Annotated in this window: 19 protein-coding genes; 16 read left to right on the top strand and 3 right to left on the bottom strand. The window is 22.8% G+C overall.

Features of this window, described 5'->3' with window-relative positions:
* Positions 1 to 18 precede the first annotated feature (18 nt).
* Positions 19 to 1,938 carry an ATP-binding protein gene (locus ACZ5EC_RS08300; RefSeq protein ID WP_464302016.1) on the top strand — a complete coding sequence of 640 codons (1,920 nt, stop codon included), beginning with the start codon at positions 19 to 21 and terminating at the stop codon, positions 1,936 to 1,938.
* A gap of 167 nt (positions 1,939 to 2,105) precedes the next feature.
* A complete protein-coding gene (locus tag ACZ5EC_RS08295; RefSeq protein WP_464302015.1) occupies positions 2,106 to 3,755 on the top strand; it encodes an ATP-binding protein in 1,650 nt (549 codons plus the stop codon).
* A gap of 129 nt (positions 3,756 to 3,884) precedes the next feature.
* Here the strand turns inward: ACZ5EC_RS08295 and ACZ5EC_RS08290 are convergent, their stop codons facing one another.
* The gene (locus ACZ5EC_RS08290) at positions 3,885 to 4,823 is read right to left on the bottom strand and encodes a hypothetical protein (RefSeq protein WP_464302014.1); all 939 of its coding nucleotides are present in this window, start codon (positions 4,821 to 4,823) and stop codon (positions 3,885 to 3,887) included.
* Positions 4,824 to 4,998: 175 nt separating this feature from the next.
* Between ACZ5EC_RS08290 and ACZ5EC_RS08285 the strand changes: the two genes are divergently transcribed.
* The 7 genes from ACZ5EC_RS08285 to ACZ5EC_RS08255 all read left to right on the top strand — a co-directional run bounded on the left by ACZ5EC_RS08285 (position 4,999) and on the right by ACZ5EC_RS08255 (position 11,746).
* Positions 4,999 to 5,457: a hypothetical protein gene (locus ACZ5EC_RS08285; RefSeq protein WP_464302013.1), complete on the top strand. Its 459-nt coding sequence runs from the start codon at positions 4,999 to 5,001 to the stop codon at positions 5,455 to 5,457.
* Positions 5,458 to 5,516: 59 nt separating this feature from the next.
* Complete coding sequence (locus ACZ5EC_RS08280; RefSeq protein WP_464302012.1) at positions 5,517 to 6,092, top strand: RNA polymerase sigma factor; 576 nt, start codon at positions 5,517 to 5,519, stop codon at positions 6,090 to 6,092.
* Entirely contained in the window at positions 6,059 to 6,529 is a 471-nt protein-coding gene (locus ACZ5EC_RS08275; protein WP_464302011.1) for a hypothetical protein, read from the top strand. The genes ACZ5EC_RS08280 and ACZ5EC_RS08275 overlap by 34 nt, the downstream gene beginning before the upstream one ends.
* Before the next feature lie 96 nt (positions 6,530 to 6,625).
* On the top strand, positions 6,626 to 7,240 hold the full coding sequence (locus tag ACZ5EC_RS08270) for a TetR/AcrR family transcriptional regulator (RefSeq protein WP_464302010.1): 615 nt from the start codon (positions 6,626 to 6,628) through the stop codon (positions 7,238 to 7,240).
* A 240-nt stretch (positions 7,241 to 7,480) separates the two neighbouring features.
* Entirely contained in the window at positions 7,481 to 8,941 is a 1,461-nt protein-coding gene (locus tag ACZ5EC_RS08265; RefSeq protein WP_464302009.1) for a radical SAM/SPASM domain-containing protein, read from the top strand.
* A 295-nt stretch (positions 8,942 to 9,236) separates the two neighbouring features.
* Positions 9,237 to 9,830 (top strand): TetR/AcrR family transcriptional regulator, encoded by a 594-nt coding sequence (locus ACZ5EC_RS08260; protein WP_464302008.1) that lies wholly within the window; start codon positions 9,237 to 9,239, stop codon positions 9,828 to 9,830.
* An 11-nt stretch (positions 9,831 to 9,841) separates the two neighbouring features.
* A complete protein-coding gene (locus tag ACZ5EC_RS08255; RefSeq protein ID WP_464302007.1) occupies positions 9,842 to 11,746 on the top strand; it encodes an AMP-dependent synthetase/ligase in 1,905 nt (634 codons plus the stop codon).
* Between the two features lie 177 nt (positions 11,747 to 11,923).
* Here the strand turns inward: ACZ5EC_RS08255 and ACZ5EC_RS08250 are convergent, their stop codons facing one another.
* Complete coding sequence (locus ACZ5EC_RS08250) at positions 11,924 to 12,931, bottom strand: PEGA domain-containing protein (protein ID WP_464302006.1); 1,008 nt, start codon at positions 12,929 to 12,931, stop codon at positions 11,924 to 11,926.
* Between the two features lie 184 nt (positions 12,932 to 13,115).
* Between ACZ5EC_RS08250 and ACZ5EC_RS08245 the strand changes: the two genes are divergently transcribed.
* From ACZ5EC_RS08245 to ACZ5EC_RS08215, 7 genes are all read left to right on the top strand, one after another.
* On the top strand, positions 13,116 to 15,134 hold the full coding sequence (locus tag ACZ5EC_RS08245; protein ID WP_464302005.1) for a VWA domain-containing protein: 2,019 nt from the start codon (positions 13,116 to 13,118) through the stop codon (positions 15,132 to 15,134).
* Between the two features lie 68 nt (positions 15,135 to 15,202).
* Positions 15,203 to 17,086, top strand: coding sequence for a tetratricopeptide repeat protein (locus tag ACZ5EC_RS08240; RefSeq protein ID WP_464302004.1), 1,884 nt, complete (start codon positions 15,203 to 15,205; stop codon positions 17,084 to 17,086).
* Between the two features lie 369 nt (positions 17,087 to 17,455).
* Positions 17,456 to 18,433 carry a beta-ketoacyl-ACP synthase III gene (locus ACZ5EC_RS08235; protein WP_464302003.1) on the top strand — a complete coding sequence of 326 codons (978 nt, stop codon included), beginning with the start codon at positions 17,456 to 17,458 and terminating at the stop codon, positions 18,431 to 18,433.
* A 179-nt stretch (positions 18,434 to 18,612) separates the two neighbouring features.
* The gene (gene fabZ / locus ACZ5EC_RS08230) at positions 18,613 to 19,035 is read left to right on the top strand and encodes a 3-hydroxyacyl-ACP dehydratase FabZ (protein WP_464302002.1); all 423 of its coding nucleotides are present in this window, start codon (positions 18,613 to 18,615) and stop codon (positions 19,033 to 19,035) included.
* 224 nt (positions 19,036 to 19,259) lie between these two features.
* Positions 19,260 to 19,901, top strand: coding sequence for a TetR/AcrR family transcriptional regulator (locus ACZ5EC_RS08225; RefSeq protein WP_464302001.1), 642 nt, complete (start codon positions 19,260 to 19,262; stop codon positions 19,899 to 19,901).
* A 30-nt stretch (positions 19,902 to 19,931) separates the two neighbouring features.
* On the top strand, positions 19,932 to 20,768 hold the full coding sequence (locus tag ACZ5EC_RS08220) for a glycerophosphodiester phosphodiesterase (protein ID WP_464302000.1): 837 nt from the start codon (positions 19,932 to 19,934) through the stop codon (positions 20,766 to 20,768).
* 644 nt (positions 20,769 to 21,412) lie between these two features.
* Positions 21,413 to 22,402 carry an Rpn family recombination-promoting nuclease/putative transposase gene (locus tag ACZ5EC_RS08215; RefSeq protein ID WP_464301999.1) on the top strand — a complete coding sequence of 330 codons (990 nt, stop codon included), beginning with the start codon at positions 21,413 to 21,415 and terminating at the stop codon, positions 22,400 to 22,402.
* Between the two features lie 480 nt (positions 22,403 to 22,882).
* On the opposite strand, the gene ACZ5EC_RS08210 is transcribed toward ACZ5EC_RS08215, so the two are convergent.
* Complete coding sequence (locus ACZ5EC_RS08210) at positions 22,883 to 25,024, bottom strand: hypothetical protein (RefSeq protein WP_464301998.1); 2,142 nt, start codon at positions 25,022 to 25,024, stop codon at positions 22,883 to 22,885.
* Positions 25,025 to 25,074: the final 50 nt, after the last annotated feature.

Raw genomic sequence — 25,074 nt, 5'->3', positions numbered from 1 at the left:
CTTATAAAGGGATTTTTTTTGATTTATTTAACAGTTTTAAATATCATTTCAGGAATTTTAGTTTTTTCTTTTGGTTTATATGTTTTATTTTTAAATTATAAAGATAATTTAAATCAAATATTTTTTGTTTTATCGTTGTTTGTTTCTTTTTTTTCCTTTATATATTATAATTTTTATCTTTCCTATGATAAAAATATAGCTAAATTCTGGTATAAATTTCTTTTAGTCTGGCCATTTATTGTATCATTATCCTTTCATCTAATTCTGGCATTTGTTAAAAACAGAATAAAACTATTTTGGACTATTGTACTTCATTTTATAGCTTTTTGTTTTACAATTAATCAAATTTATATTTATAAACATTTTATCCAGTTTAAAAAAATAAATGATATATGGATTTATTATGTTATTCCACATATTTCGATAGCAAATATTCTTTTTATTATCTGGGCTACAATATTACAAATATTAAGTTTATATTATTTATTTAGACATTATATTAATATTAAATCAAAAAAATTTAAAAAAATAACATTGGTTATAATTTTTGGTATTTTAATCCCATTTGTTTATGGATTTATTAAAGGAATTTTTCAAGGGTTTGGTGGATTTTATATAATTGATTTAAATATTCCATTTTATGCAATAAGTACAATTATTTTTGGATATGGAATTGTAAAGTATGATTTATTTAAAAGGACATTAAAGGATAAGTTAATAGAAAGTTTTGATTCATCAAATATTCTTTTTGTTATTGTTAAAAATAATAAGATAAATTTTATAAATAATTATACAAGAAAGCTTTTAAAAATAGAAAACAAAAATATTAATTCGCTGAACATACTTGATTTTATAGAAAGAGAAAATTTTAAGACAATTTATCATAAAATAATTACTATTTCAAATAATTATAATTCAAAACTTATAGAAATTAAAGTGTTTGATATAGAAAAAAATGAACATTTTTTCATTTTTAATATTACCAGGCTTTTTGATGAGGTTAATGAGACATATTATTATATTTTAATAGGAAATGATATTACTTATCAAAAAAAGATTGAGGAAGAATTAAAAAAAGCAAAAGAATTAGCAGAAATTTCTGATATATCTAAACAAAATTTTATTCATAATCTTCATCATGAATTAAAAACTCCTTTAACTTCAATAATTGGTTTTTCAGATTTTTTAATTAGTAAAATAAGTAATGATGAATTTAGGAAAGAATTAGAAATTATAAATAATTCAGGTAAGGTGTTGTATGAATATTTTCAAAATTTGATTGAAGTTACAAATCTTGATTTTAAAGAAATTAAAAATGATATTTTTGATATTAACAATTTGATCAAGCATATTGAAAATACATATTTATTTTTAGCTAAAACAAAAAAAATTGATTTTAAAATTGAGACTAAAGGTCACATGAATAAATTACTTATTGGTGATTTTATTAAAACAAAACAGATAATTAGTATGATTTTAAATAATTCTTTTAAATTTGTGTCAGATAATCCTAAAATTAAATTACTTATTGAAGAAGTAGATAAAAATGAGTTTTATGGAAATAGTATATTTAATGACAATAAAGTTTCTGATATTTATGAAAATGGAAAAGATAGTTTTTCTGAAAACAGTTTTAAAAAAATATTTAATGAAGAAGATTATATAAATTCTTTTAATAATTTTGAAAATTTTTATTTTTATAGATTTATTATTGATGATAATGGAATTGGAATTGATAGTAAAAAAATTGATAAAATTGGTCAAATTTTTGAATTAGGGGAAAATGTCTTAAATAAAAACTTTCGTGGCATAGGGTTAGGTTTGTTTATTACGAATAAGTTAATTCAAATGTTAAAAGGTAAATTCTTTATTAAAAGTAAATTAGGTGTTGGAACTGAGGTTGAAGTAATACTTCCCTTTAAAAAGTCGTTGAAATAAGTAATTTTTATTATATAATTTGAAGTAGTTTTATTATGATAATTTTTTCAATATTTACTTTTATTATCTTTTTATTCAATTTAGTATTTAGTTTTTATATTTATAGGCTAGATCCTAAAGAGAAGTCACATATTTTATATTTTATATTATCTTTATTTATTTCATTAATGGTTTATAGTGAAAATGTATTATATAGTAAAAGTAATTATTATACTATATATTTCTGGATTAAAATTTCTTTTCTATGGCCAATTATTCTAGCCTTATTTTTGGATTTTGCTCTATTTTATTCCAAGAAAAAGGTTTCTATATTTACAGAAATTTTATTCTTTATTCCACCCCTTATATTTTCATTTCTTGAGTTTAATCAAATAGTTTATAAAGTGTCATTTAATTTTAAATCTTATGGATGGTCCCCTGTTTATGAGCAGTTTTCAAGTGTATTATTATTAATTGAAATAGTTGTTCTTGCTTTTTATTGGGTATATGGGATTTTAATAATTTTAAATTATTCAAAAAAGTTTAAATCGATAAGGTATAAATATTTTAATATTCTCTTTCTTATAGGAATATTAATACCATTTTTATATATTTTAATAATAAATATTTTGAAAATACTATTTAAATTTTCTACTCCACATGTCACTTTTACTTTTACTGCAATAGGTAATTTAATAATAGGTTATAGTCTTCTAATCTATAAAGAAAGATCCAGGTCTTTAAACTTTTTTTATGATAACTTAATTAGATCATTAAACAATTTACTTGTTATAGTTGAAGATAGTATAATAGTTTATGCAAATGAATATACATTAAATGAATTAAAAACAACTGCTGATGAATTAATTGGGCAAAAAATTTACCAAATTATACCTGTAAAAGATTTTAATAAAATATATGAACAACTAAAACCTTTAAAGTCAAATGAGATATTAAAAAACCAGGAGAGTAGTTTAATAGATAAAGATGGTAATATCCATTATATTTCAGGGAATATAACAAAAGTTTATGATTCACTTACAAAAAGATTTGCATATTTAATTGTTGGTTCTGATGTTACTTCCTTAAAAAAAATTCAATTTGAATTAAAAAAAGCAAAGGAGATGGTAGAAATTGCAAATATTTCAAAAAAAAGTTTTATTAATAATCTCCATCATGAAATTAGAACTCCATTAAACTCAATAATTGGGTTTTCAGAGCTATTAATGATGGATAGTAAAAATAAAAGTATAATGAAAGAATTAAAGATTATTAATAAATCTGGTTCAATTTTAGTTGAATATTTTAATAATTTAATAGAGATAGTTAATATTGAATATAATAAAATTTATAATGAATATTTTAATTTAGAAAAGTTTATAAATGAAATAAAAGATATTTATGATTTTATAGCAAAAGAAAGAAATATAGTTTTTAGTGTTTTTATTGATAATGATGTTCCAATATATTTAACCGGGGATAGATTAAAATTAAAACAGATTTTGAATTTAATTTTAAACAACTCTTTTAAATTTATTCATTCTGAACCTGAAGTAAAATTAAGTATCCTTAAAAAAAGGGAAAATAATAGTGAGATAATTATATCTTTTATAGTTGAAGATAATGGAATTGGTATTGATAAAAATAAGCTTGATAAGATTTTTAATCCTTTTGAACAAGAAGAACATTACTTAACAAAATCACATAGTGGTATGGGGCTGGGTTTATTTATAGTCAAAAAATTATTAAATTTAATTAATGGTAGTATTAAAGTTGAAAGTAAAAAATTTGTTGGTACGAAAGTTATTATTGATATCCCTTTTAAAAAATCAATATAAAAAAGAGGCTATCCATTAAATTTCTGGATAGCCTCATATAAAATTTTTAATGAAATTTTTTATTTTAATTTCTTAATGTATTTTATAATTCTATTTTTTAGTAAGTTGGAAAAATATAAAATTTTTAGCTTATGATTGATTTAAAATTTCCCCTGTTTCAATATCAATGGTTACTGTTTGACCATCAACTGTAATTGTAACGGTTCTTTCTTTTGTAAATTCAGCAGTAACTTCTTTGTGGATTGTTCTAGTATTTCCATTCTCATTATTTACAATTGTACCATCTGTAACAATTGTTTCTTCTCCTATAAATGTTGTATGATATTGGTTATCATCAAGCTTTTCTTTATAAGCATCAACAGAGAGTGTATGAGTTATTTCAAAGTGACCCACTTTATTATCCCTTTTAACATCTTTTATTCCTGTTCTTGTACCTTCAATATGGATTCCATCAACACCATCATTAACACCAGTTATTGTAAAATCAGTAGTTATTGATACATCTCTTATAGCTCCATTTATAAGGTTAGTAAAAGATCCTGTAGCAGTTCTTTTATATCTCATTGACTTTATATTTGCGTTATTTGCAAGATTTCTTGGTTTATCAGGATCCAATTGAACTGGAGTTCCTGTTGCATCATCGGTTTCATAAAACCATACTTGAATTTCAACAGTTGACATAATTCCTTCAGATGTATCTGTTGTTATTGATACATCATTTAAAGTTCTAATGTAGCTTTCTGAATCAGGATCCCATTCAAATGATGTTGCTAACCCATTATTGTAAGTGATTGTAATTGATCCCTTATCATCTAAAGCTTTTTCAATTTGATCAATTTCACTGGTTGTATAAGAAGCCATTTTAGTTGTTGAATCACCATATACTATTGCTGTGTTATCTTTTAATTCCTGTAAAACACCATCAGCTGTATTTTTTATTGAATCAGTAATCTCATTAATAGTTTCATCATTAGTGGTTGAAGAAGATAATCCACTACATGAATAAAGAAAAGAGATTAATAGAAAAGTAACAAAAGGTAAAATACTATTTCTTAATAATTTTCTCATTTGTTTCTCCTTATAATTTTTGTTTTTTTATTACACAAAATTTGTAAATTGTTTTGATAAAAAGTTACAAATTTTTTTAAAAAAATTATAATTCTTGTAACTTTTATAGGTTTTATGATACATATATGTAAAGGAATCAAAAAAACAATTTTTTAATATTTTTTGGAGGAATGTTATGTTTAAAAACAGGGAAAATACAATTATATTAATTTTAGTTTTATTTTTATCTATTTTTTCTATTTCTTTATTTGCTCAAAGTACTTCAAAAGTTGCTTATAGTAAAAATTATGAAATTATTGTAAAAATTCTTCAAAGATTAAATGTTCCAAAGTTAAAAATTAAAAAAATAGTTGAAATTTACAAAGATACAGATAAAAAAGTTACCCCTGTAAGATTTGAACTTCAAAAAGCTCAGATTGATTTTCAACAGGAATATATAAAAGAAAATCCAAATATTGATAAATTAAAAAAAATAATATTTGATATGGCAAAATTAGAAGCTCAAATAAAAATTATTCAACTTCAAGGTGAATTACAGGTAAGAAATATTCTTGGGGATGATCTTTTTTTTCAATTTAAAGATGCATTGCAAAAATTACAAAAACAAATAAACAAAAAGAAAACAAATAGTTAAAATTTTAATTGTAAAAGTATTATTCAAGATTGATAATTTATTTTTTAACAGGATATTAAATGGATTTAACAAAATTATCTTTAGAGGAACTTATTAATAATTATTTACAGATAGATAAAAATGAAGATTTAATAAATACATTTTTAGAAAAGGTAAAAATAAAAATAATTCCACTGTTATATTATTTTGGAGTGAAAAAAGAAGAGGATATTGAAGAATTATCAGTAGAAATTTTATTTGAAGTTTATAAAAGTTTAAATAGATTTAAAAATGAAGCAAAGTTTAATACTTTTTTATTTAAAATAGTAAAAAACCAATGTTTGAACTATTTTAGAAAACTGGAAAGAGAAAGTAAGAAGAGATCACAAACCAAATTAGAACTTATAAATAAAAATGATAATACAATAATAAATGAAGTAGAAGAAAAGATATTTGAAAAAGAAATAAAAAAGGAAATTAATGGTTTAATACAGAAAATGCCTGAAGAATATTCAATTTGTCTATATAAAAAATATTGGGAGGATAAAACAATTGAACAAATTTCAAAAGAGGTTGGTATATCTATTTCTTTAGTTAAAGTTAGAATTTATAGGGGTAAAAAATGGTTAAAAAAAAGATTAAAAATCAAAATTTAAATGAACTTTTTTATAAAAATATAAAACAAAAGAAAGAAGATTATTCTAATTTTATAAAATCTGATAGATATAAATTAATAAGTAATAATATTAGTTATAAATTTAAGCAAAGATTAAAAAAGCAAAATATTAAAAAAAGGAAAAATTCTTTTAGATTTAAATTAAAATATACTATAGAATTTGGACTTCCAGTTCTATTGATTGTAACAGGATTTATAATTTATTTTTCAGTTTTAAAACCTGCAAAAGTTTCTGATGATTTTATGGTTTTTAATCCAGAATTTAATGTTGTCTCTTCTATTGATACTGTATTTGATGATTCTGATCAACAATCTGTAATAACTATACCTGAAATTATAAAAAAATATTCAAATTTCAACCTAATCAATACTATTTTTGATTATTCAATTTCTCTTCAAAATAATAATTATGAGTAAATATAAAACTTTAAAATTAAGTTTTATATTTGATTTTTTCTTAAATTAATTATAATATTTTTATAGAATCAAGTTAAATTTTTTTAGAGAGATCATATGGATTATAAAAACAATATTGAGAAGAGTAACAAACCGGATTCTTTTAAACGGATTATGGAGACCGCTTCAAATTTGTTTTCAAAAAAAGGTTATGATGCAACTTCTGTAGATGAGATAAGTGAAAAAGCCAATGTTAATAAAGCTCTAATTTATTACTATTTTAAAAGTAAAAGAAAATTGTTGTTATACCTTTTTGAAGAATTTACAAAAAAAGATGTTCCAGAAATAATAAAAAAAGTAACTTCTTTTAAAAAATTTAATAAAGAAGCTTATAAAACTATTGTATTTAATATTTTCGAAGAGATTGTGAAATATATTGATATTATAAAGATTTTGTTTATCCAGGGGATGGGAAAAAGTCAGGATGTTGATTATTTATGTGAAAGTTTCCAATCAATTATAGATTTTATAAATCAAGAAATTAAAAAATATGGAATAAAAATAAAAAAAGATAATAATACTATTTACAAAATGTTACTATCTCTTTTTATCCCTTTAATTAATTTTGCTGTGCTATATAAAGAGAATAAAATCTCGAAAAAAGAGGAATACCTTTTCTTTTTTGTAAATTATACTTATAAACTTTCATATGAGTTTGTTGAGTATATTTAAGATATTTCACTATTTAATCTTCTCAATATTTAGCTAAATTATTAATACAAAATTTATTTATTTAAGTTATAAATTAAATTTTAATTACCCATTTAATATTTAATATCAAAATTAAAAATCATTATTAAATTAAAATATCTAAAAAATTAAAATATAATGATATAAAAATTTATTGACATTAACTAAATGGTTAGTTATATTTTTAGAAAGTAATTAACTATTTAGTTAAGGAGGTTAAATATGCCAATATCACCTTTATATAAACCTGTTTTTGATATTTTATTAAACAATGAAAAATTAAGAAAAAAAACTGAAAATGAAATATTAAAAAAGATAAAAAGGGATCTTGTTGAAAAAAATGTTAGAATGAGAAATTATAGAGAAACTGAATATAGATATAAATTTTATGAAGCTGTTATAAATACTTTTGAAATGAATTATAAAAAAGGGATTATTTCTAAAAAATTTGTAAAAAAACTTGCAAACAATGTTTTATTTAAAGATAAATTATTTGAAGACCTTGAAGTAAAAGAAAAATTTTATAAAAAGTATAAAACATATCCTCCAGGTTTTATTACAATTTCTCCAACAAAGTTTTGTAATTTGAACTGTATTGGTTGTTATGCAAATTCAAAATCTTCAGAAAAAGAAACATTACCCTATAGATATGTGAAAAAAATTTTAAAAGAAAACTATGAGGTCTGGGGTAATAAAGGTGTTGTTGTATCTGGGGGCGAACCTTTTTTATATAAATCTGAAGGAAAAACATTACTTGATCTGGTAGAAGAATTTAATAATATGTTTTTTCAAGTATATACTAATGGTACACTTATAGATGAAACTGTTGCTAAAAGGTTATCTGAATTAGGTAATATTTTACCTGCAATTTCTGTTGAAGGATATAGGGACGAAACTGACTATAGAAGAGGAATTGGTGTTTATAATAAAATATTAAATGCTATTGATAATCTTAAAAAATATGGTGTACCATTTGCTGTTTCAGTAACAGCAACAAAAAAGAATTTTGAAATTTTAAACAATCCTGAATTTTATGATTTTTATTTTGAAAAATTAGGTGCTTCTTTTATGTGGATTTTTCAATTTATGCCAATTGGAAGAGGTGTAACAGTTGATTTGATGTTAACTGCGAATCAGAGAAAACAATTATTTGAGACCTGGTCAGGAATTTTATTTGACAAAAAATATGCTGTTGCTGATTTCTGGAATTCTGGAATGCTTTCATATGGGTGTATTGCTTATGGAAGGCCAGGTGGATATTTATATATAGATTGGAATGGTAATATAATGCCATGTGTATTTGTTCCATATTATGAAGATAATATTATTGAACTTTATGATAAAGGGAAAAGTTTAACAGATGCATTGTTTTCAGATCTCTTTATTAATGGAAGAAACTGGCAAAATTCTTATAGTTATAACCATCCAGTGCTGAATCCAAAAGATCCTGAAGAAATACAAAATTTATTATTACCATGTTCAATAAGAGACCATTATAAGAATTTCAGGGAAAATATTTTAAGTAAAAATTCTAAACCTGAAGATGAATTTGCTAAGATTTCATTGGAAGATAAAGATTATTATAACAGACTTGTAAAATATGAAGAGGACCTTAAAAGAGAGTTTAATCCAATATGGAATAATGAATTTAAAATTATAAAAAGTAAGGCAAAAATAGGCTAATAAATTGAAAAAAAACAAAAAATTATCAAAAAGATATGATTTTGGGGATATGAATTTGGTATAAAGTCATATCCCCTATTTTTTTGCAACTATTTTTCAAATAATTCATTTCAATTTTTTAAATATATTTTTTTAAATACCTGATTTCAATTTTTTCAATTACTCTCAAAATTTCAATAAATCTTAATTTAATAAATCTTAAAAATTAGTAGAAACTGTAAGTTTCAGAAAAATTATTTGACAATTCAATTGATACAATTATATTTGATATGACCAGGTGGTCATTATAATTGTTATGAAAAAGATTATAGACATTAATCGTATTTTAAAATCTGCTTTAAAAGAGTTTTCCAAACTTGGATATAATAATGCATCAACAAATAGGATTGCAGAACTTGCAGGTGTTTCTAAAGGTTCAATCTTTAATTACTTTAGATCTAAAAGAAAGTTGTTTGAAGAAGTACTTAACTATTCTTTAAACCTTTTTGAAAAAAATTGTAACAACTTTGAGATTAAATCAGAAAAACCAGAAGAAATTTTAAAAGAAGCATTATTTTTTCTCAAAGAGTTTTATGAAGAAAATAATGAAATATATGATTTTTATATTAAAGCTGTTTATTCAAAAAATACTCCTGGAAGAACCTCTTTAAGAAAAGTTGTTAAGATCTTTTCTACAACAATAACAAAAAAGGTTATTGATAAACTTAATGGTCTTGGTTATTTGAAAGATTGCTCTTCTGAAGAAACTATGATTTACTATATTAATGCCTTGATTTCTAGACTTGTTGAGAGTCATTTTTTTGAAATAAATTCACCTTTTTCTGATGAAGAAAAATTAAACACCATTATTAAATTTATGATATTTGGAATTATAGATGCCAAAAATTAGGAGGAAATAAAATGAAAACTTTAAGTGATTTGGTTCTTTCCTTTAAAAAGGAAAGAAGCGATTATCGTGCTCTTAAAAAAAAGCATGATGGGGGGACTAAGATATTAACATATTCTCAACTTTATGATGAAATTTTTATACTTGCTTCTTATCTTATTAAAATTGGGGTTAAGAAAGGGGACAGAGTTGCCCTATTATCTGATAATAGAATGGAATGGATGATATCAGATCTTGCATGTCAGGTAATTGGTGCTGTAGATGTCCCAAGGGGTGCTAATATAACTTCTGATGAAATAGCATATATATTAAATCATGCTGAAGTTAATTATATATTTGCTGAAAATACCTATGTTTATAAGAAAATAAAAGACGCAAAAGATATTCCCGAAATAAAAAAAATAATTTTATTTGACAAAAAGGAAAATGTAAATGATAAGAATATTAATACAATTAATGAAGCATTTGATATTGGACATAATTATTTAAATGAAATTGGTTTTAAACAGATTGAGAAGTTAGCATCTGAAGTAGATGAAAATGATCTTGCTACTATTATATATACATCTGGTACAACTGGTGTTCCTAAAGGGGTAATGCTAACCCATTTCAATCTTGTTCAGGATATAATAAGACTTCCAGTTCTTGCCAATATTGCGCCAAAAGATAAATTTTTAGCAATCTTACCAACCTGGCATTCCTATGAAAGAACTGTGGAATATACTGTCCTTTACATTAGAGGTGAAATAGTTTATTCAAAACCTGTTCCAACAGTATTGTTACAGGATTTTAAAGAAGAGAATCCACAATTTTTAGCATCAGTACCAAGAGTCTGGGAAGGAATTTATAATGGTATTTTAAAAAAGTTAAAACAAAAAGGAAGTGTGACTTTTGGATTATTTAAATTTTTTAGATTTTTTGCTAAATTGAAGTTTATTGCATTGGGTAATTTAAAATTTCTTTTTCCATTGTATTCATATGGAGCTAAATTTAGAACAATTTTATTTTACCCAATTTATTTAATTTTATTGATTCTGGTATATCCATTTTATCTGTTAGGTGATATTATATTATTTAAAAAATTAAGAGCTGCAGTTGGGAATTCTTTTAAAGCAGGAATTTCTGGAGGTGGTGCTTTACAAAGAGTTGTTGATGAGTTTTTCAATTCAATAGGTATAACTGTTCTAGAAGGATATGGATTAACTGAAACTTCACCAGTAGTTGCTGTAAGAAATATTTTCCATCCTATTTATTATACAATTGGAGATACTCTGGAAGATGTGGTTGTGGAAATAAGAGATGAAAATGGTAAAAAATTGAAACCTGGACAAAAAGGTATTGTATGGATTAAAGGGCCAATTATAATGAAAGGATATTATAAAAGATCTGATGAAACTAAAAAAGTGATTGTTGATGGTTGGTTTAATTCTGGAGATATTGCTAAAATGGATATAAGAGGTTATGTTAAAATTACTGGAAGAGCAAAAAGTACAATTGTTTTATTAGGAGGAGAAAATATTGAACCTGAACCAATTGAAGAGAAATTGTTAGAATCCAGTTTTATAAAAACAGCTGTTGTTGTAGGTCAGGATAAAAGGACTTTAGGAGTTTTAATAGTTCCAGAATTTGAAAATGTAGCTAACTTTTTGAAACATAAACATATTAATATTGATTTCTCAAAATCTGGTGCAAAAAAACAAATTATAGAAAATGAGCATGTTAAAAATTTAATTAAACATGAAATACATCATCTTATTTCTACAAAAAATGGTTTCAAACGATATGAATTAATTGGTGGTTTTAAACTTCTTGAGAATGAATTTGAAGAAGGAGTTGAATTAACTCAAACTTTGAAATTGAAAAGGCAGATAATACAGGATAAATACAAAAAAGAGATTGAATCCATATTTAGAAAATGATTGTTTAAAATATTTTCCTATTTTAATGAGATTTAAATAAATAAAATAATAAATATAATTTAAAAAAAAGAGGCTTTCCTGAAACTTAAAGGATAGCCTCTTTTTTGTATTTCTAAGTTATATTTTTCAATAAAAGGAAAAATATCTCATAAGTTTTGAGATACTCTCTTGAATGTTTTACTCTTGTTCTACAGAAAAATCCATGAATAAAGAAATTTTTAAAGATTGATTAAATTTAACATTTACTTCTTTTTCAATAACAAAATCATAGTAGATAATCTTAATCTTGTGAGTTCCAACAATTAGATCTAATGTAAAATCAGTTGAATTGAAATTGATTTTTTGATCATCAATATAAAGCACAGCATTTAAAGGAATTTCAAATGAAACTTTTGATGTCATTGATTGTAAATTAAATTGAAAAACACTATTTTTAGTAACATTTATAGTTGTTGTATATGGAAAATAGAAAGGTTGAACAGGATCAAGTTTTAATTGATAACTTCCTCTCTTCAATTTTAATATTAAAGGAGTTGTTCCAGATTGTTTTTGCCCATTTATATAAACAAATGCTTTTACATTTGTTATAACTTTAACCTCGTAGTAAACAACTTCCTTTATAAATTTGATGTTTAGTGTTGTAGTTCTTCCATTTTCAATTTTTATATTCATTGTTTTTTTAGGGTATTTTGTGTTTAAAGGAACAAGGTCAAGCTTGTAAGAACCTGCTTTAATTTTTTTATCAAGTGGTGTTTTTCCAAGTTTAATATTATTAAGATAAACCCATGCATCAACATCAGTTTTTATAATAAGTCTTCCAACTCCTGTTGTAGTTACTGGAGGAGTTTGAGAAGCTGATTCTTTTTTTAATCTAAAATAGAATCTATTAGAACCAGTTGTGGTTACTTTAATTTTATCATAAAGGTCTTTATATCCTTCAGCAGTTAACTTAATAGGATAATTTCCAATTTTTAGTGAAGTTTTGTAATAATACCATATAACCCCTTTTTTGTCTCTATATTTATATTTAGTTTCACCATAGTAATGACCTGAAATGTAAACTTTTGAAAATACATTTGTATAAATATATACTGTTTTTTTTGTTAAACTCTGTGAAAATGCTGTTGTTGAAAAAATTGAAACAACTAAAAGAATAAGAATAAAAAAAATCAGAAACTTTTTCATTATAACCTCCAATGAATTAAAATTTGCTTTTATTAAATATTAAACTATTAATAATTACATACTATAGAATATCACCAAAAATTAAAAAAATCAATTTTTTCTTGATTTTTTTTATTGTTAATAAAATATATGTATAAAAGATAAAAACATAATTTTTAGCAAAATCAATTAATTTAGGATTAATATGAAAAAAAAGATATTGATTATTCTTCTTTTTTTAATTCCAATAATTTTTTTATCACAAACAAATATTGATAAAATTAAATCTGAAAATTATTTGAAACGGGGTTTAGTGCTATATAATTTTCTATATTATCAAAAATCAAATTTTTATTTGAAAAAATCTTTAGAGTATAATTCAAGAAATTATATTGCAAGATATTTTTTAGGCTGGAGTTATTTTAAAAGTGGATTTTTACAAAATGCTTTATTTGAATGGGAAAATTTAAAATCTTTAGGATATAAAGATGACCTTTTGGATAATATGCTAAATAACATTTATTTCCAGGAAGGGAATATAGCAAAATCCAAAATTGTTAATGATTATACCTTTTATTCAAAAATTGATGGTAAAAAGTTACAAAGTAGTTTTTTTCTATGGCCATTAGGTATGACAATTGATCCAAAAAACAATATATTTATTTCAGGGCATAGATCATATAATGTTTTATTAATGAATAATGGCCAAATTGAGAAAAGTATAAACATTTTTGGTGAATTTTTAGGTTATCCTTATGATGTTGCTTATGATAATTTATCCCATACATTATATGTTACAGATTTTAAAAATGATTCAGTTATTCATATGACTACTTCTGGCAAAATTCTTAATAAGATTGGAGAAAATCTAAAAGGTAATCAGAAATTAATTGGTCCATCTGGAATTGATATTGATGATGATGGTAATTTATATGTTGTTGATCAAGGTAATAATCGAGTAGTTAAATTTGATAAAAATGGGAAGTTTCTTTTTTCTTTTGGAGATTTTGGTAAAGAAAAAGGGTATTTTTTTAGACCGATTGATATAGTTTATGATAAATATAGAAAACAATTATACATCTCTAATAGTTATTCCAATAGAGTTGATATTTTTGATTTATGGGGTAATTATATTAGTTCCATTGGGGAAAAATTTTTAGAGAATCCTAAGGGTTTGTTTTTATATAAAGATAATCCTTTATATATAGCTGATTCAAACGGTGTATATTATTATGATTTTGAAAATAGATCAATAAATAAAGTTAATTTAGGAAATTATAAATTCGATAATCCTTATTTTATTTTAATAGATAAAAATCAGAATCTTATTTTAAGTGAACCTTACAAAAATTATGTTGATTATTTTGTTCCTAAAAATCAATTATATCTTAACCTTGATGTAAAATTAGAGCATATTGATATAAGAAGTTATCCTCTTATTGTATGCTATATTTCTGTTAAGGATCAATCTGGTAACCCTATATATGGTTTAAAAGATGCTAACTTTTCTTTTCAGGAAGGTGACCAGATTATTACCAGAGTTAATTCTGATTATTCAAAAACTATAGAAAATTATAAAGCTCTCTCTATTGTTATAGATTCTTCTAAAAGCATGGAGAAAAAGAAAAATGAAGTTGTTAAACTTTTAGAACAGATATTTACAGAAGATAAAGGTTCTATTAATTACAATCTATTCTGGTCTTTTAAAATTAATCAGGTAACAGATTTTTCCTATTCTAAAGAAGTAATAAGAAATGATATCTCTAATAAAAATAATTATGAAGGCAATAACTATGTAGATATTGCTCTTTATGATTCTATAACTGCATTTTTTAGGAAATTTGTAAAAGGTGGACTAATTTTTATTACTGATGGTAATTTTACCAATGATTCTTTTCAAACTTATTCCCAAAATGATATAATTAATTATGCTAAAAATAATTATATACCTGTATATATCTTTTATTTTGGAGATGGGAAAGGTAGAACATTTTTAAAAGAACTAGCTACAAAAACATCAGGTATGTTTTTTGAAAAAGATGACTTATTACATCCTGAAAGGGTTTTAGACAAATTTGAAAATTACCAATCTCCAGTTTACATTGTTTATTATAAGACCCCTTATACATATTCTGAGGATTATTTTAGAAAAGTATTTGTAACAGTTCAGTATAATGGAAGGGTTGGGAAAAATTGGTTAGGTTATTATATGCCTGAAAAATAAAAAGGTAAAAGAAAAAAATGTTAAAAATAAAGAATTATAATTTATTATTATTTATTTTAACTGTTCTGATGATTTTGTTATTTATTTCTACAACAGCTTTTGATTATTATCAAGCAGGTTTAAAACTTGAAGAACAGAAAAAATATTTTGAAGCAATAGAATATTATCAAAATGCAATTGATAAAAATTCGAATTATTTTGATGCTTATTTCCATCTTGGGTTATGTTATTTTTATTTAAATAGAATTAATGAAGCTAATAATGTTTTTGAAAAAGCATATTTTTTAAATAAAGATAATATACAACTTATCTATTATTTAGCGACAGTTAAAGAGAAGTTAAAAGATTATGAGAATTCTTTAAAATATATCAAAAAAATTAAAGAACTTAAACCTACTTTTTTAGATGCCTATTATCTTGAAGCTTTAATATTTCTTGATCAGGGGTTTCCAGATCAAGCATTGAGAATTTATAAAAATATTTATGAAAAATACCCATCTGATTGGAAAGTTAATCTTAATATATATAAATTTTATAAAAACATTGGACGAATTGATGAAGGAATTCAATATTTACAAAATGCTTTAAATATTAATTCACATGAACCTTTAATATATCAAGAATTAATTTTATATTATTATTATCAGGGGAAATATGATAAAACAGAGGAGTATCTTGATAAATTATATTCAATAGATAAGAACAATCCTGTAGGGTTAATGATTTCAGGAAGTATTTTATTTAAAGAGGGAAACTTTAAAGATGCTATATCATATTTTTATAAACTTTATGAATTAGAACCTGAGAAAAGAGATAATTTGTGGATTCTTGCTAATTTGTACTTTTTAAATAACCAGATTGATTTATCAATGAAATTTATTAAAAAGGGATTAGACCACTATCCTCAAGATGAGGTCTTTAGATTTTTTATTGAAGAAATTTCTTTACAGGATAGGCAAAAAAATGAAACATTACTTAATAAATTAGCTGAGTTTGAATTCAAATGGGGTAAATATTTTTATACCAATGGATATGAAGATTATGCTTTAAGCTTTTTAAGGAGAGCTGTTAAATTAACTCCCTTTAACCCAAATTATAGGTATTTTATGTCTGAAGTTTATAAAAATAAAAAGATGTATTTTTTACAACGTGATGAATATAATTTACTTAAAGATTTAAACTATCCTCAAATTGATATCAAATTGCAAATAATTAACCATTATTTGCAAAATACTCTTGAAGAGAAGTATAATTTCCCTCCATATCAACTTGAGAAAAAAAGTATATTAACTGTTGGTATTTTTACTTTAAATAATAAAGATAATATAATTTCTTATTTTGAAAAAAAGGAATTAATTAAATTTTTATATAGTAGAATGAAAAATTTACATAGGATAAACATAGTTAAATCAGATCAAGATTTTGCAACTCTTGATCAAATTGCTAATTATTGTAAATCAAATAATATCGATATTATATTACTTGTAAAACCTGTTGGTTCATACTCTGTTTTAGAAACTCATATTGATTTTGAATTAATCAATCCTAAAAACTTAATAATAATAGAAAAATTTAATCTCTTTTCTAATAGCGACTTCCCTTTAAATGAGATTGTTTATGATTTATCTGGAATATTAAATAAAAAAATCCCTTTAAGAGGTAAGCTGATTGATCTGGAAGGATCAATAGGAATTATTAATTTAGGTAGGGTTCATGGTATAAACAAAGATACAGTGATTAAGATTGTTTCTAAAAAGGATTTAGAATTAAAATTTGATTCTCTTAACCTTGATTATGATGATAATGATATTGTTGCAACCTGTAAAATAATGGAAAGTAGTGAAACAATAACCCGTGTTTTGATAAATAAAAAAGATTATTATTCAAAAGTTCAGTTGGGTTACTATGTTGTTTTTGAAAAATCTGAAGAAGAAAAGGGAAAAAATCAATAAACCTTTTATAAGATTTTCCTTTTTATTTTAAATTTTTAACATTTAATGAATTAAGGTTAGACATTTCTCTATTATAATTTGTTTCAATTCAATTTAATATCTTCATAAAGTTAAAATCAATTAAAGGTATTATTATTTTAAAGTTAAATATTATATGGAAATAAACTATATATAATCTAAAAATAAAACAAAGAAAACAATTTTAAACATTTTTATTAAATTTATATTTTTTTTTAATTTATATTTCTTTATAAGACGTGTTAAATGAAAAATTAATATATAATTGATTAGATAGTCAAAAAAAAACATTGACTTTTTGTAAATTATTAATAATTTTAATTGACCAATCAAAATAACGAGGGGGAGATAATGGGTATTAAAATAACAGGAGTGGGTAAAAGCTTACCACCAAAAGCTGTAGATAATAAAGAATTTGAAAAATATTTAGAAACATCAGATGAATGGATTACTACAAGAACCGGGATTAAAACAAGATATATTGCTGAAAAAGAAGTTTCTGCTTCAGATCTTGCATTTAAAGCTTGTGAGGAAGCTATTAAAAATGCTAGCCTTAAAAAAGAAGATATTGATGGCATATTGGTATCAACAGTTACACCAGATTATCTTTTTCCTTCAACTGCCTGCATGTTACAGAAAAAGTTAGGTTTAAGAGATGTCTTTGCTTTTGATTTTTTAGCAGGATGCACAGGTTTTGTTTATGGGATAGAAATTGCTAATAATTTTATAAAATCTGGTAATTATAGAAACATTTTAGTTGTTAGTGTAGAACTTTTATCAAGGATTACAGATTTTGAAGATAGAAATACAGCTGTTTTATTTGGAGATGGTGCTGGTGCTGTTGTTGTTTCAAAGATTGAAGAAAGTGAAGGTATCCTTTCCACTTTTATTGCAGCTTCTGGAAAGCAATGGGACAAATTAATTATGCCTGCTGGTGGTTCTGTTAAACCAGCAAGTGTTGAAAGTGTTAAGAATAAAGAGCATTTTATTAAAATGGATGGAAGAGCTGTATTTAAAGAAGCTGTTAATACAATGATCGATTCAACTAAAAGAGTATTGGAAAAAGCAAACCTTACTAAAGATGATATTGATTTATATATTCCACATCAAGCTAATAAGAGAATTATTGATGCAATTGCAAATTTTTTTGAAATTGATAGCAATAAAGTTTATGTAACAGTTGATAAATATGCTAATATTTCTTCAGCTACTATACCGGTTGCAATTTATGATGCAATGAAAGAAGGAAAAATAAAAAAAGGTTCTAAAGTTGTATTAACTGCATTTGGAGCTGGTTTTACCTGGGGTGCAGCATTACTACAATTTTAATATGAAAAAAGTTTAATTAATTTAGTATTAGAATAAAATAATACTATTGATAAAGAAAGCATTTTATAAGTTTAAAATTAAAGCAAATATTACTATAAAATTGAGATTATATTTAAGATTTATTATTTATCTGTTATATTTATTTATATTTGATAACAGCATATAAATTGGAGGATCAAATGCTAACAGTAAAAGAAATTGAGAAAATATTACCACATCGATATCCATTTTTAATGATTGATAAAATTACAGAAATTGAACCTTTAAAAAGAGCAAAAGGTTACAAAAATTTGACTTATAATGAATATTTTTTTCAGGGACATTTTGAAAATGAACCAGTTATGCCAGGAGTTCTTATAATTGAGGCTCTTGCACAGGTTGGAGCATGTGCTGTTCTTTATGATGAGAGTAATAAAGGGAAAACTGCATATTTTTTAGGAATAGATAAAGCAAGATTTAAAAGAAAAGTTGTACCAGGTGATAGACTTGAGCTTGAATGCATTTTAGATCATTTTAAAAATGGAAGAGGATTTGGCAAAGCTACTGCCTTTGTTGATGGTGAAGTAGCAGCAGAAGCACAAATATTATTTGTTGTAAGATAATTTGATTTTTACTTTTGTAATATTTTTAAGCTTAATTTGTGTTTTTTATAAAATATTTTATTCTTTAATAAGAAACTCCTGATATCAAATTTTTTTCTTTTATGAATAGATAAAATTTATTTAAATTAATCTAATAAATTTATTTGACAAATTGAATAATTATATATAATTTATTAAGAGATTCCTGGTAGATATAAAACTAAAAATAATGTAAGAAGGGTATTATGGGAAGATTAAAAGGGCAAAGAAATGAACAATCAGTTAAAAGAAGAATCAAACAAATAATGATTGCTGCTTTTCTTGAAACAGTTGAGAAAGGGTATAAAGATATTACTATTAAAGATATTGCCAGTAGAGCAGGTTTATCTCCTGGTTTACTTTTTTATTATTTTAAAGCAAAGGAAGAGATTTTTATACAAACGTTAAATTGGGTTAATGAAAAAATTTCCAGAAGACTTAAAAGAAAATTAAGTTCAATAGATGATCCAGTTGAAAAATTAAAAATAAGAATATCTGATTCTTTTCTTTCAATTAAAGAAAACAGAAGATTTTATCTTTTCTATCTTGATTTTCTAAGAGAGGGTACAAGAAATAAAAAATTTGAAAAACCAAATCTTGAGTTTAATAAATTTGCAATATCAAAATCACATGACATTTTGAAAGAGGGTGTTGAAAAAGGGATATTTAGAAAAGGTTTAAAGATAGATGATATTTCTTCAACTATTAAAGCTATTATTGATGGATTACTATTACAATGGCTTTTTGATAAACCTGAATCTTTTGAAATTTATAAAAAAAGAGCAATTAATTCTATATTAACTCTGGTTATAGAAGATAATGCTACTTTAAAAAAATATCTGGTATAATTATAATACTTATTTTATCCTGGATTATTTATGTTATTTTTAAAACTTTTACTGATTGTTTTCATTGCTGTTATTTTATTTATTTTAATTGTTAAATATAATTTAGAAAAGAAAATACAACCTAGAAAAATATATTTTAACGAAGAAAAAAAGCCCTTAATAATAGGTCATAGAGGTATTTTGTCAATTGATGTTGAAAATTCTATCCCTTCATTTAACTTAATTAAAAAATTTAATATTGATGGAACAGAACTTGATGCAAATTTAACCAAAGATAAAAAGTTAATTGTTTTTCATGATTTTAACTTGTTAAGGGTATTTGGGGTAAATAAAAAGATATCTGATTTAAATTATTCAGAAATTAGAAAATTTAAATTAATAAATTTTTCAAATGAATTAGAAGAAATTCCTCTTTTAGAAGAGGTTTTAAAATTTTTAAAAGATGTAAAACTTATTAATATTGAAATAAAATCCAATACACTCTTTTCTAATGGGATTGAAAAAGAGGTCTATAAAGTTATAAAAAAACTTAATTTAGAAAAAAAAGTTATTGTTTCTTCATTTAATCCTTTTTCATTATATAGATTTAAAAAAATAGCTCCTGAAATATTAAGAGGGTTGCTATTATCTAAAGAGAATGTACCTTTTTACATTAAAAACCTCTGGTTTTGGGAATTTGCAGCTCCTGATTATATCCATTTTCATGCTGATTATCTTAATGAATTGATTGTTTATGAGTTTGATAAAAAGGGTTATGGGACAGTATTCTGGGGTATAGATAATTTAAATCTTTTTAAAAGAGCTATCAATCATAAACCTCAGATAATTATTTCAAACATTCCTCATATACTTAAAAAATATAATTAATAATAAAATTGAAATTATTGAGATATTTAAAAAATAAGAAATAGATTCTATCATTATTAAAATTTTTCTCATTAGGTCAGTTATGTAATTCTTTTAGTTTAATCTTTTTAAACATTAATTAAAAATAAAAAATATTATCTCTTTAGCCTTTGACAACTTACATCCACTCGAAAAATTTTAATAATGATAGACATATTAATTTTAATTATTTAATCAAATATAATAATTTCAAATTTTATTATTAACTGCACAAACCTCGTAAAAACATATTTATCTTTTAAGTCTTTGACAAATAACAATCGCTCAAAAAATTTTAACAATGATAGAGATATAACAATTAATTATTTAAGTAAATATTATAATTTAATATTTTTTAAATATCTGTTCCAGCAACGAAGTCATAGTACATCTATCTTATTTGACAACTACAATCCAGTCGAAAAATTTCAATTAGGATATATATGTTTTTAATTATTTAATAAAAATATAACAATTTCAATTTTATTATTAACTTCACCAACCACGGAAATAAAATTTTTTCATTTCTGCAACTTTTTTGAATATTTTCTTGTCTATAAATAATAAAAGACAAAAAAATAATATACAGGAATAATAAAAAAGAATAATAAATGGAGATATATTTTATGAAAGAACTATATCATAACTTTATTAAACATCCACATGACACTTTCTTTAAAATTGTTTTTAAAAATAGTAATAATGCGAAAGATTTTATTAATATCATATTACCTGATAATATCAAAAAATATATTAACATCAATAACCTAAAAGTTGTTAACTCTTCTTACATTACAAAAGAATTTAAAAATAGATTTGCTGACCTTGTTTTTGAAACCAATCTAATTAACTCAAAACATAATATTAACATTTACTTCCTTTTTGAACATAAATCTTATAAGGATAATGCTATCTTTATTCAACTATTACGATATATGTTGGTTAAATGGGAACATGATTTTCAAAATAACAAAGATTTATCTTTAATATTACCTGTTGTATTTTATCATGGTAAAAGTAAATGGGATATTGATACAGAATTTATAAATAATTTTAAAATAGATAAAGAGATTAAGAATAATTTTAAAAACTATTTATTAAATTTTAAATATCTATTTTTTAATGATAGTAAGAATAAATTAAGTTATAAAGTAATGAATTATAATAGATACTTGAAATTAGCTCTTGATGTATTAAAATATAAAGCAGAAGAGGATAAGGAAATAATATACAATATACTTGATATAATAGATAAAGATATAGGAAATAGTGAGATAAAAGGAATATTTTATGTATATATATTTGGAATATTGAAAAGTGAAGATAGAGAAATGGTGATAAAAAAAATTGAAGAGAAGGAGAGCAAGATGCCATCAATATTAGAATCATTAATAAAAGAAAGTAAAATAGAAGGATTAAAAGAAGGAACACTAAAAGGACAAATACTTGAAAAGCAAAAGGATTTGATAAAATTAATAGATTTAAAATTTGGAATAAGTGAAGAAGAAAGACAGGTTATATTAAATTGTTTTGAAAAAGATAAGCTTGAGAGGGGGATCGAAAAAATCCTATTTGTTAATAATAAAATTGAAATTATTGAGATATTTAAAAAATAAGAAATAGATTCTATCATTATTAAAATTTTTCTCATTAGGTCAGTTATGTAATTCTTTTAGTTTAACCTTTTTAAACATTAATAAAAAATAAAAAATATTATCTCTTTAGCCTTTGGCAACTGACATCCACTCGAAAAATTTTAATAATGATAGACATATTAATTTTAATTATTTAATCAAATATAATAATTTCAAATTTTATTATTAACTGCACAAACCTCGTAAAAACATATTTATCTTTTAAGTCTTTGACAAATAACAATTGCTCAAAAAATTTTAACAATGATAGAGATATAACTTTTAATTATTTAAGTAAATATTATAATTTAATATTTTTTAAATATCTGTTCCAGCCACGAAGTCATAGTACATCTATCTTATTTGACAACTACAATCCAATTGAAAAATATTAATTATGATGGAGTTATTGATATAAATTAATTTATAAAGTCTAATTATTTAAATTTTATTATGTAAAAATTAAATAAATCTTTTTTCTAAAAATGATTTCACAGAATCAGGATCCAATTTTTCTACAGTTTTAACAAAATCCTGCCAGTGCATCTCTTCTTTTTTATAAATATTTTTTATATTATTGGTTTGCAAAAATTTATGTAAATACAATAACCTTTCAACACCATTGTATAATAAATATTCTCCATTTTCATACTGATTTTTAAGTATTAATAAAAAAGTATTATAAACTATAGTAATGAAACTTTGGCAAAAAGCCATATTACTAATGAATACTCCAGGTAATGGGTCAAGATAATTTTTATTATTTAAAAATTTTCCTATTTCACTAAACAAGATTAACCTGTGTATGTCTTCAATTAATCTATCAAAAGTAGTTTTTTCCTCTGAATGAGAATATTTTTCTTTGTAATGTGTTATTCTTAATGTTTCAATAAAAATTCCTCTTATCCCTTTTGAAAAACCAGAATAATAAAAAGCTTGATCTTCAGCTCTTGTTATGAAAGAAGGACAAAAAGGGGTATATTTTTTTAAACCAGAATTTTCGATACCATAACCACCCCCTTTTACAACAGGATGAGAAATTGAATTGGAATCAAATTCAGAATTATTTTTTTCAAATTTATATTTAGAAAATTTATTGTAAATAGAAGTAGCTTTTGCATGAGCGAATCCTTTGTTAAAGAATATCATATTGTTATTATAGGTTGAGGGAGGTTTAACATCAGATTCAAATAATGCATTTTTATATCCTGTTTTCATAATATCTATATTATTAACATATTCTCCAATAATGAAACTTAATTTAAATTTTTTCCCATTTCCAGCTTTAGCAATATTTCCAATACTTTTATTACACAATGTCTGAAACCATGTCCTTGATGTTACTGAATATAAATTTTCAGAATTTATCCCTTCATCTGTATCAAGTTTAAATCCTGCTTTTATGTTAAACCCTTTTTCAAAAATAAGTTGCATATATTTTAAAGCATTAAAATGGTTAGAATAATTTCCTTCTACTGTGAATAATTCAAACTTATTTTGATTTTTGAATAATTCCTTTTTTAATTGCTCAATTACTTCATTGTCAAGAATAAAAATATTTAAATTTTTAAGGTTTAGATTTTTAATTTCAAATCTTACCCATTTTGAGACTATGAGTTCAAGATTTTTGTGTGTAGTTGATATTGAAATTATAACAGGTACTTTATAGTTTTTATTAAAGACATTTTTAGTTTTTTCAAAGCTAATATCATTGTCAAATTCTTCTAAAAAATTCAAAAGTTCATGTTCTTTTTTTTCACAAAATATTTCTACAGGGTGATCATAAACCCCAATCCTTTCACCAGGATTATTTTCTATTTTCTTATACTCTTGGATAAGATTTTTATAATCTTCAATAATTTTTTTTCTTTCTGAGGAATTTAAACTTTCAGATTTATTTATGTTTTTAAAATTGTTCAGATTATTTAAATATTTTTCATAATTTCTTATTCTATTTTTTATGTTAGAAAAACTACTTAATGTATACAATCCATTTAATTGAATAATAAAATCTTGGGGTTTTAATTCCCTGTTTTTATTTTTTATTATTTCAATTTTCCATTTATTAAGAATTTCATTTTCTTCAATTTCTAATTCTGGTAAAAAAATCTCTGAAATCAATTTAGCTATATTATCAATAATTGTATTTCTATTATTATTATTATTGTTATTGTTGCTAGTTTCATTATTTGTTTTGTTTTTATTGTTTTCTTTTAATTTTATTTTTTTTATTAAATTCTTAATTTCTATAAATTTATTATAAAGATAATTATAGTTTTTTTTATAGTAATTTATAAATTGTGATACACCAAGATTAAATAAGAATTTTACTATATTATCTTTATTGATATTTTTAATATTGTTATCATCAATCTTAAGAAAATTTTCAAATTCTGAATAATTATTTGAATTATAACATTTTTCTAATAATTTGATAAAAGAATGAAATTGTAATATATATTTTTTTTTATAAAATTTATTAAAATTATTTTCCATTATTGATTTGTATGTATTAAAGTTATTTAAATTAAAAAAAGCGATACTTATTAATTCAAAAAGTATATACTTAATATTATTTTCAATATTATCCATTTTATTTTTCAAATTAATTCTCCTTTAGTATGTATTAAAAATCTTGATTCTCTTTTATAATT

It is taken from the genome of Exilispira thermophila (assembly GCF_055389015.1).
This window is presented reverse-complemented; position numbering and strand designations above follow the sequence as displayed.

Excerpts from the sequence above, each read along its gene's own strand:
- ACZ5EC_RS08295 (WP_464302015.1), top strand. The coding sequence starts at position 2,106 with ATGGTTTATAGTGAAAATGTATTATATAGTAAAAGTAATTATTATACT.
- ACZ5EC_RS08290 (WP_464302014.1), bottom strand. The coding sequence starts at position 4,823 with ATGAGAAAATTATTAAGAAATAGTATTTTACCTTTTGTTACTTTTCTA.
- ACZ5EC_RS08285 (WP_464302013.1), top strand. The coding sequence starts at position 4,999 with ATGTTTAAAAACAGGGAAAATACAATTATATTAATTTTAGTTTTATTT.
- ACZ5EC_RS08280 (WP_464302012.1), top strand. The coding sequence starts at position 5,517 with ATGGATTTAACAAAATTATCTTTAGAGGAACTTATTAATAATTATTTA.
- ACZ5EC_RS08275 (WP_464302011.1), top strand. The coding sequence starts at position 6,059 with ATGGTTAAAAAAAAGATTAAAAATCAAAATTTAAATGAACTTTTTTAT.
- ACZ5EC_RS08270 (WP_464302010.1), top strand. The coding sequence starts at position 6,626 with ATGGATTATAAAAACAATATTGAGAAGAGTAACAAACCGGATTCTTTT.
- ACZ5EC_RS08265 (WP_464302009.1), top strand. The coding sequence starts at position 7,481 with ATGCCAATATCACCTTTATATAAACCTGTTTTTGATATTTTATTAAAC.
- ACZ5EC_RS08260 (WP_464302008.1), top strand. The coding sequence starts at position 9,237 with ATGAAAAAGATTATAGACATTAATCGTATTTTAAAATCTGCTTTAAAA.
- ACZ5EC_RS08255 (WP_464302007.1), top strand. The coding sequence starts at position 9,842 with ATGAAAACTTTAAGTGATTTGGTTCTTTCCTTTAAAAAGGAAAGAAGC.
- ACZ5EC_RS08250 (WP_464302006.1), bottom strand. The coding sequence starts at position 12,931 with ATGAAAAAGTTTCTGATTTTTTTTATTCTTATTCTTTTAGTTGTTTCA.
- ACZ5EC_RS08245 (WP_464302005.1), top strand. The coding sequence starts at position 13,116 with ATGAAAAAAAAGATATTGATTATTCTTCTTTTTTTAATTCCAATAATT.
- ACZ5EC_RS08240 (WP_464302004.1), top strand. The coding sequence starts at position 15,203 with ATGATTTTGTTATTTATTTCTACAACAGCTTTTGATTATTATCAAGCA.
- ACZ5EC_RS08235 (WP_464302003.1), top strand. The coding sequence starts at position 17,456 with ATGGGTATTAAAATAACAGGAGTGGGTAAAAGCTTACCACCAAAAGCT.
- fabZ (WP_464302002.1), top strand. The coding sequence starts at position 18,613 with ATGCTAACAGTAAAAGAAATTGAGAAAATATTACCACATCGATATCCA.
- ACZ5EC_RS08225 (WP_464302001.1), top strand. The coding sequence starts at position 19,260 with ATGGGAAGATTAAAAGGGCAAAGAAATGAACAATCAGTTAAAAGAAGA.
- ACZ5EC_RS08220 (WP_464302000.1), top strand. The coding sequence starts at position 19,932 with ATGTTATTTTTAAAACTTTTACTGATTGTTTTCATTGCTGTTATTTTA.
- ACZ5EC_RS08215 (WP_464301999.1), top strand. The coding sequence starts at position 21,413 with ATGAAAGAACTATATCATAACTTTATTAAACATCCACATGACACTTTC.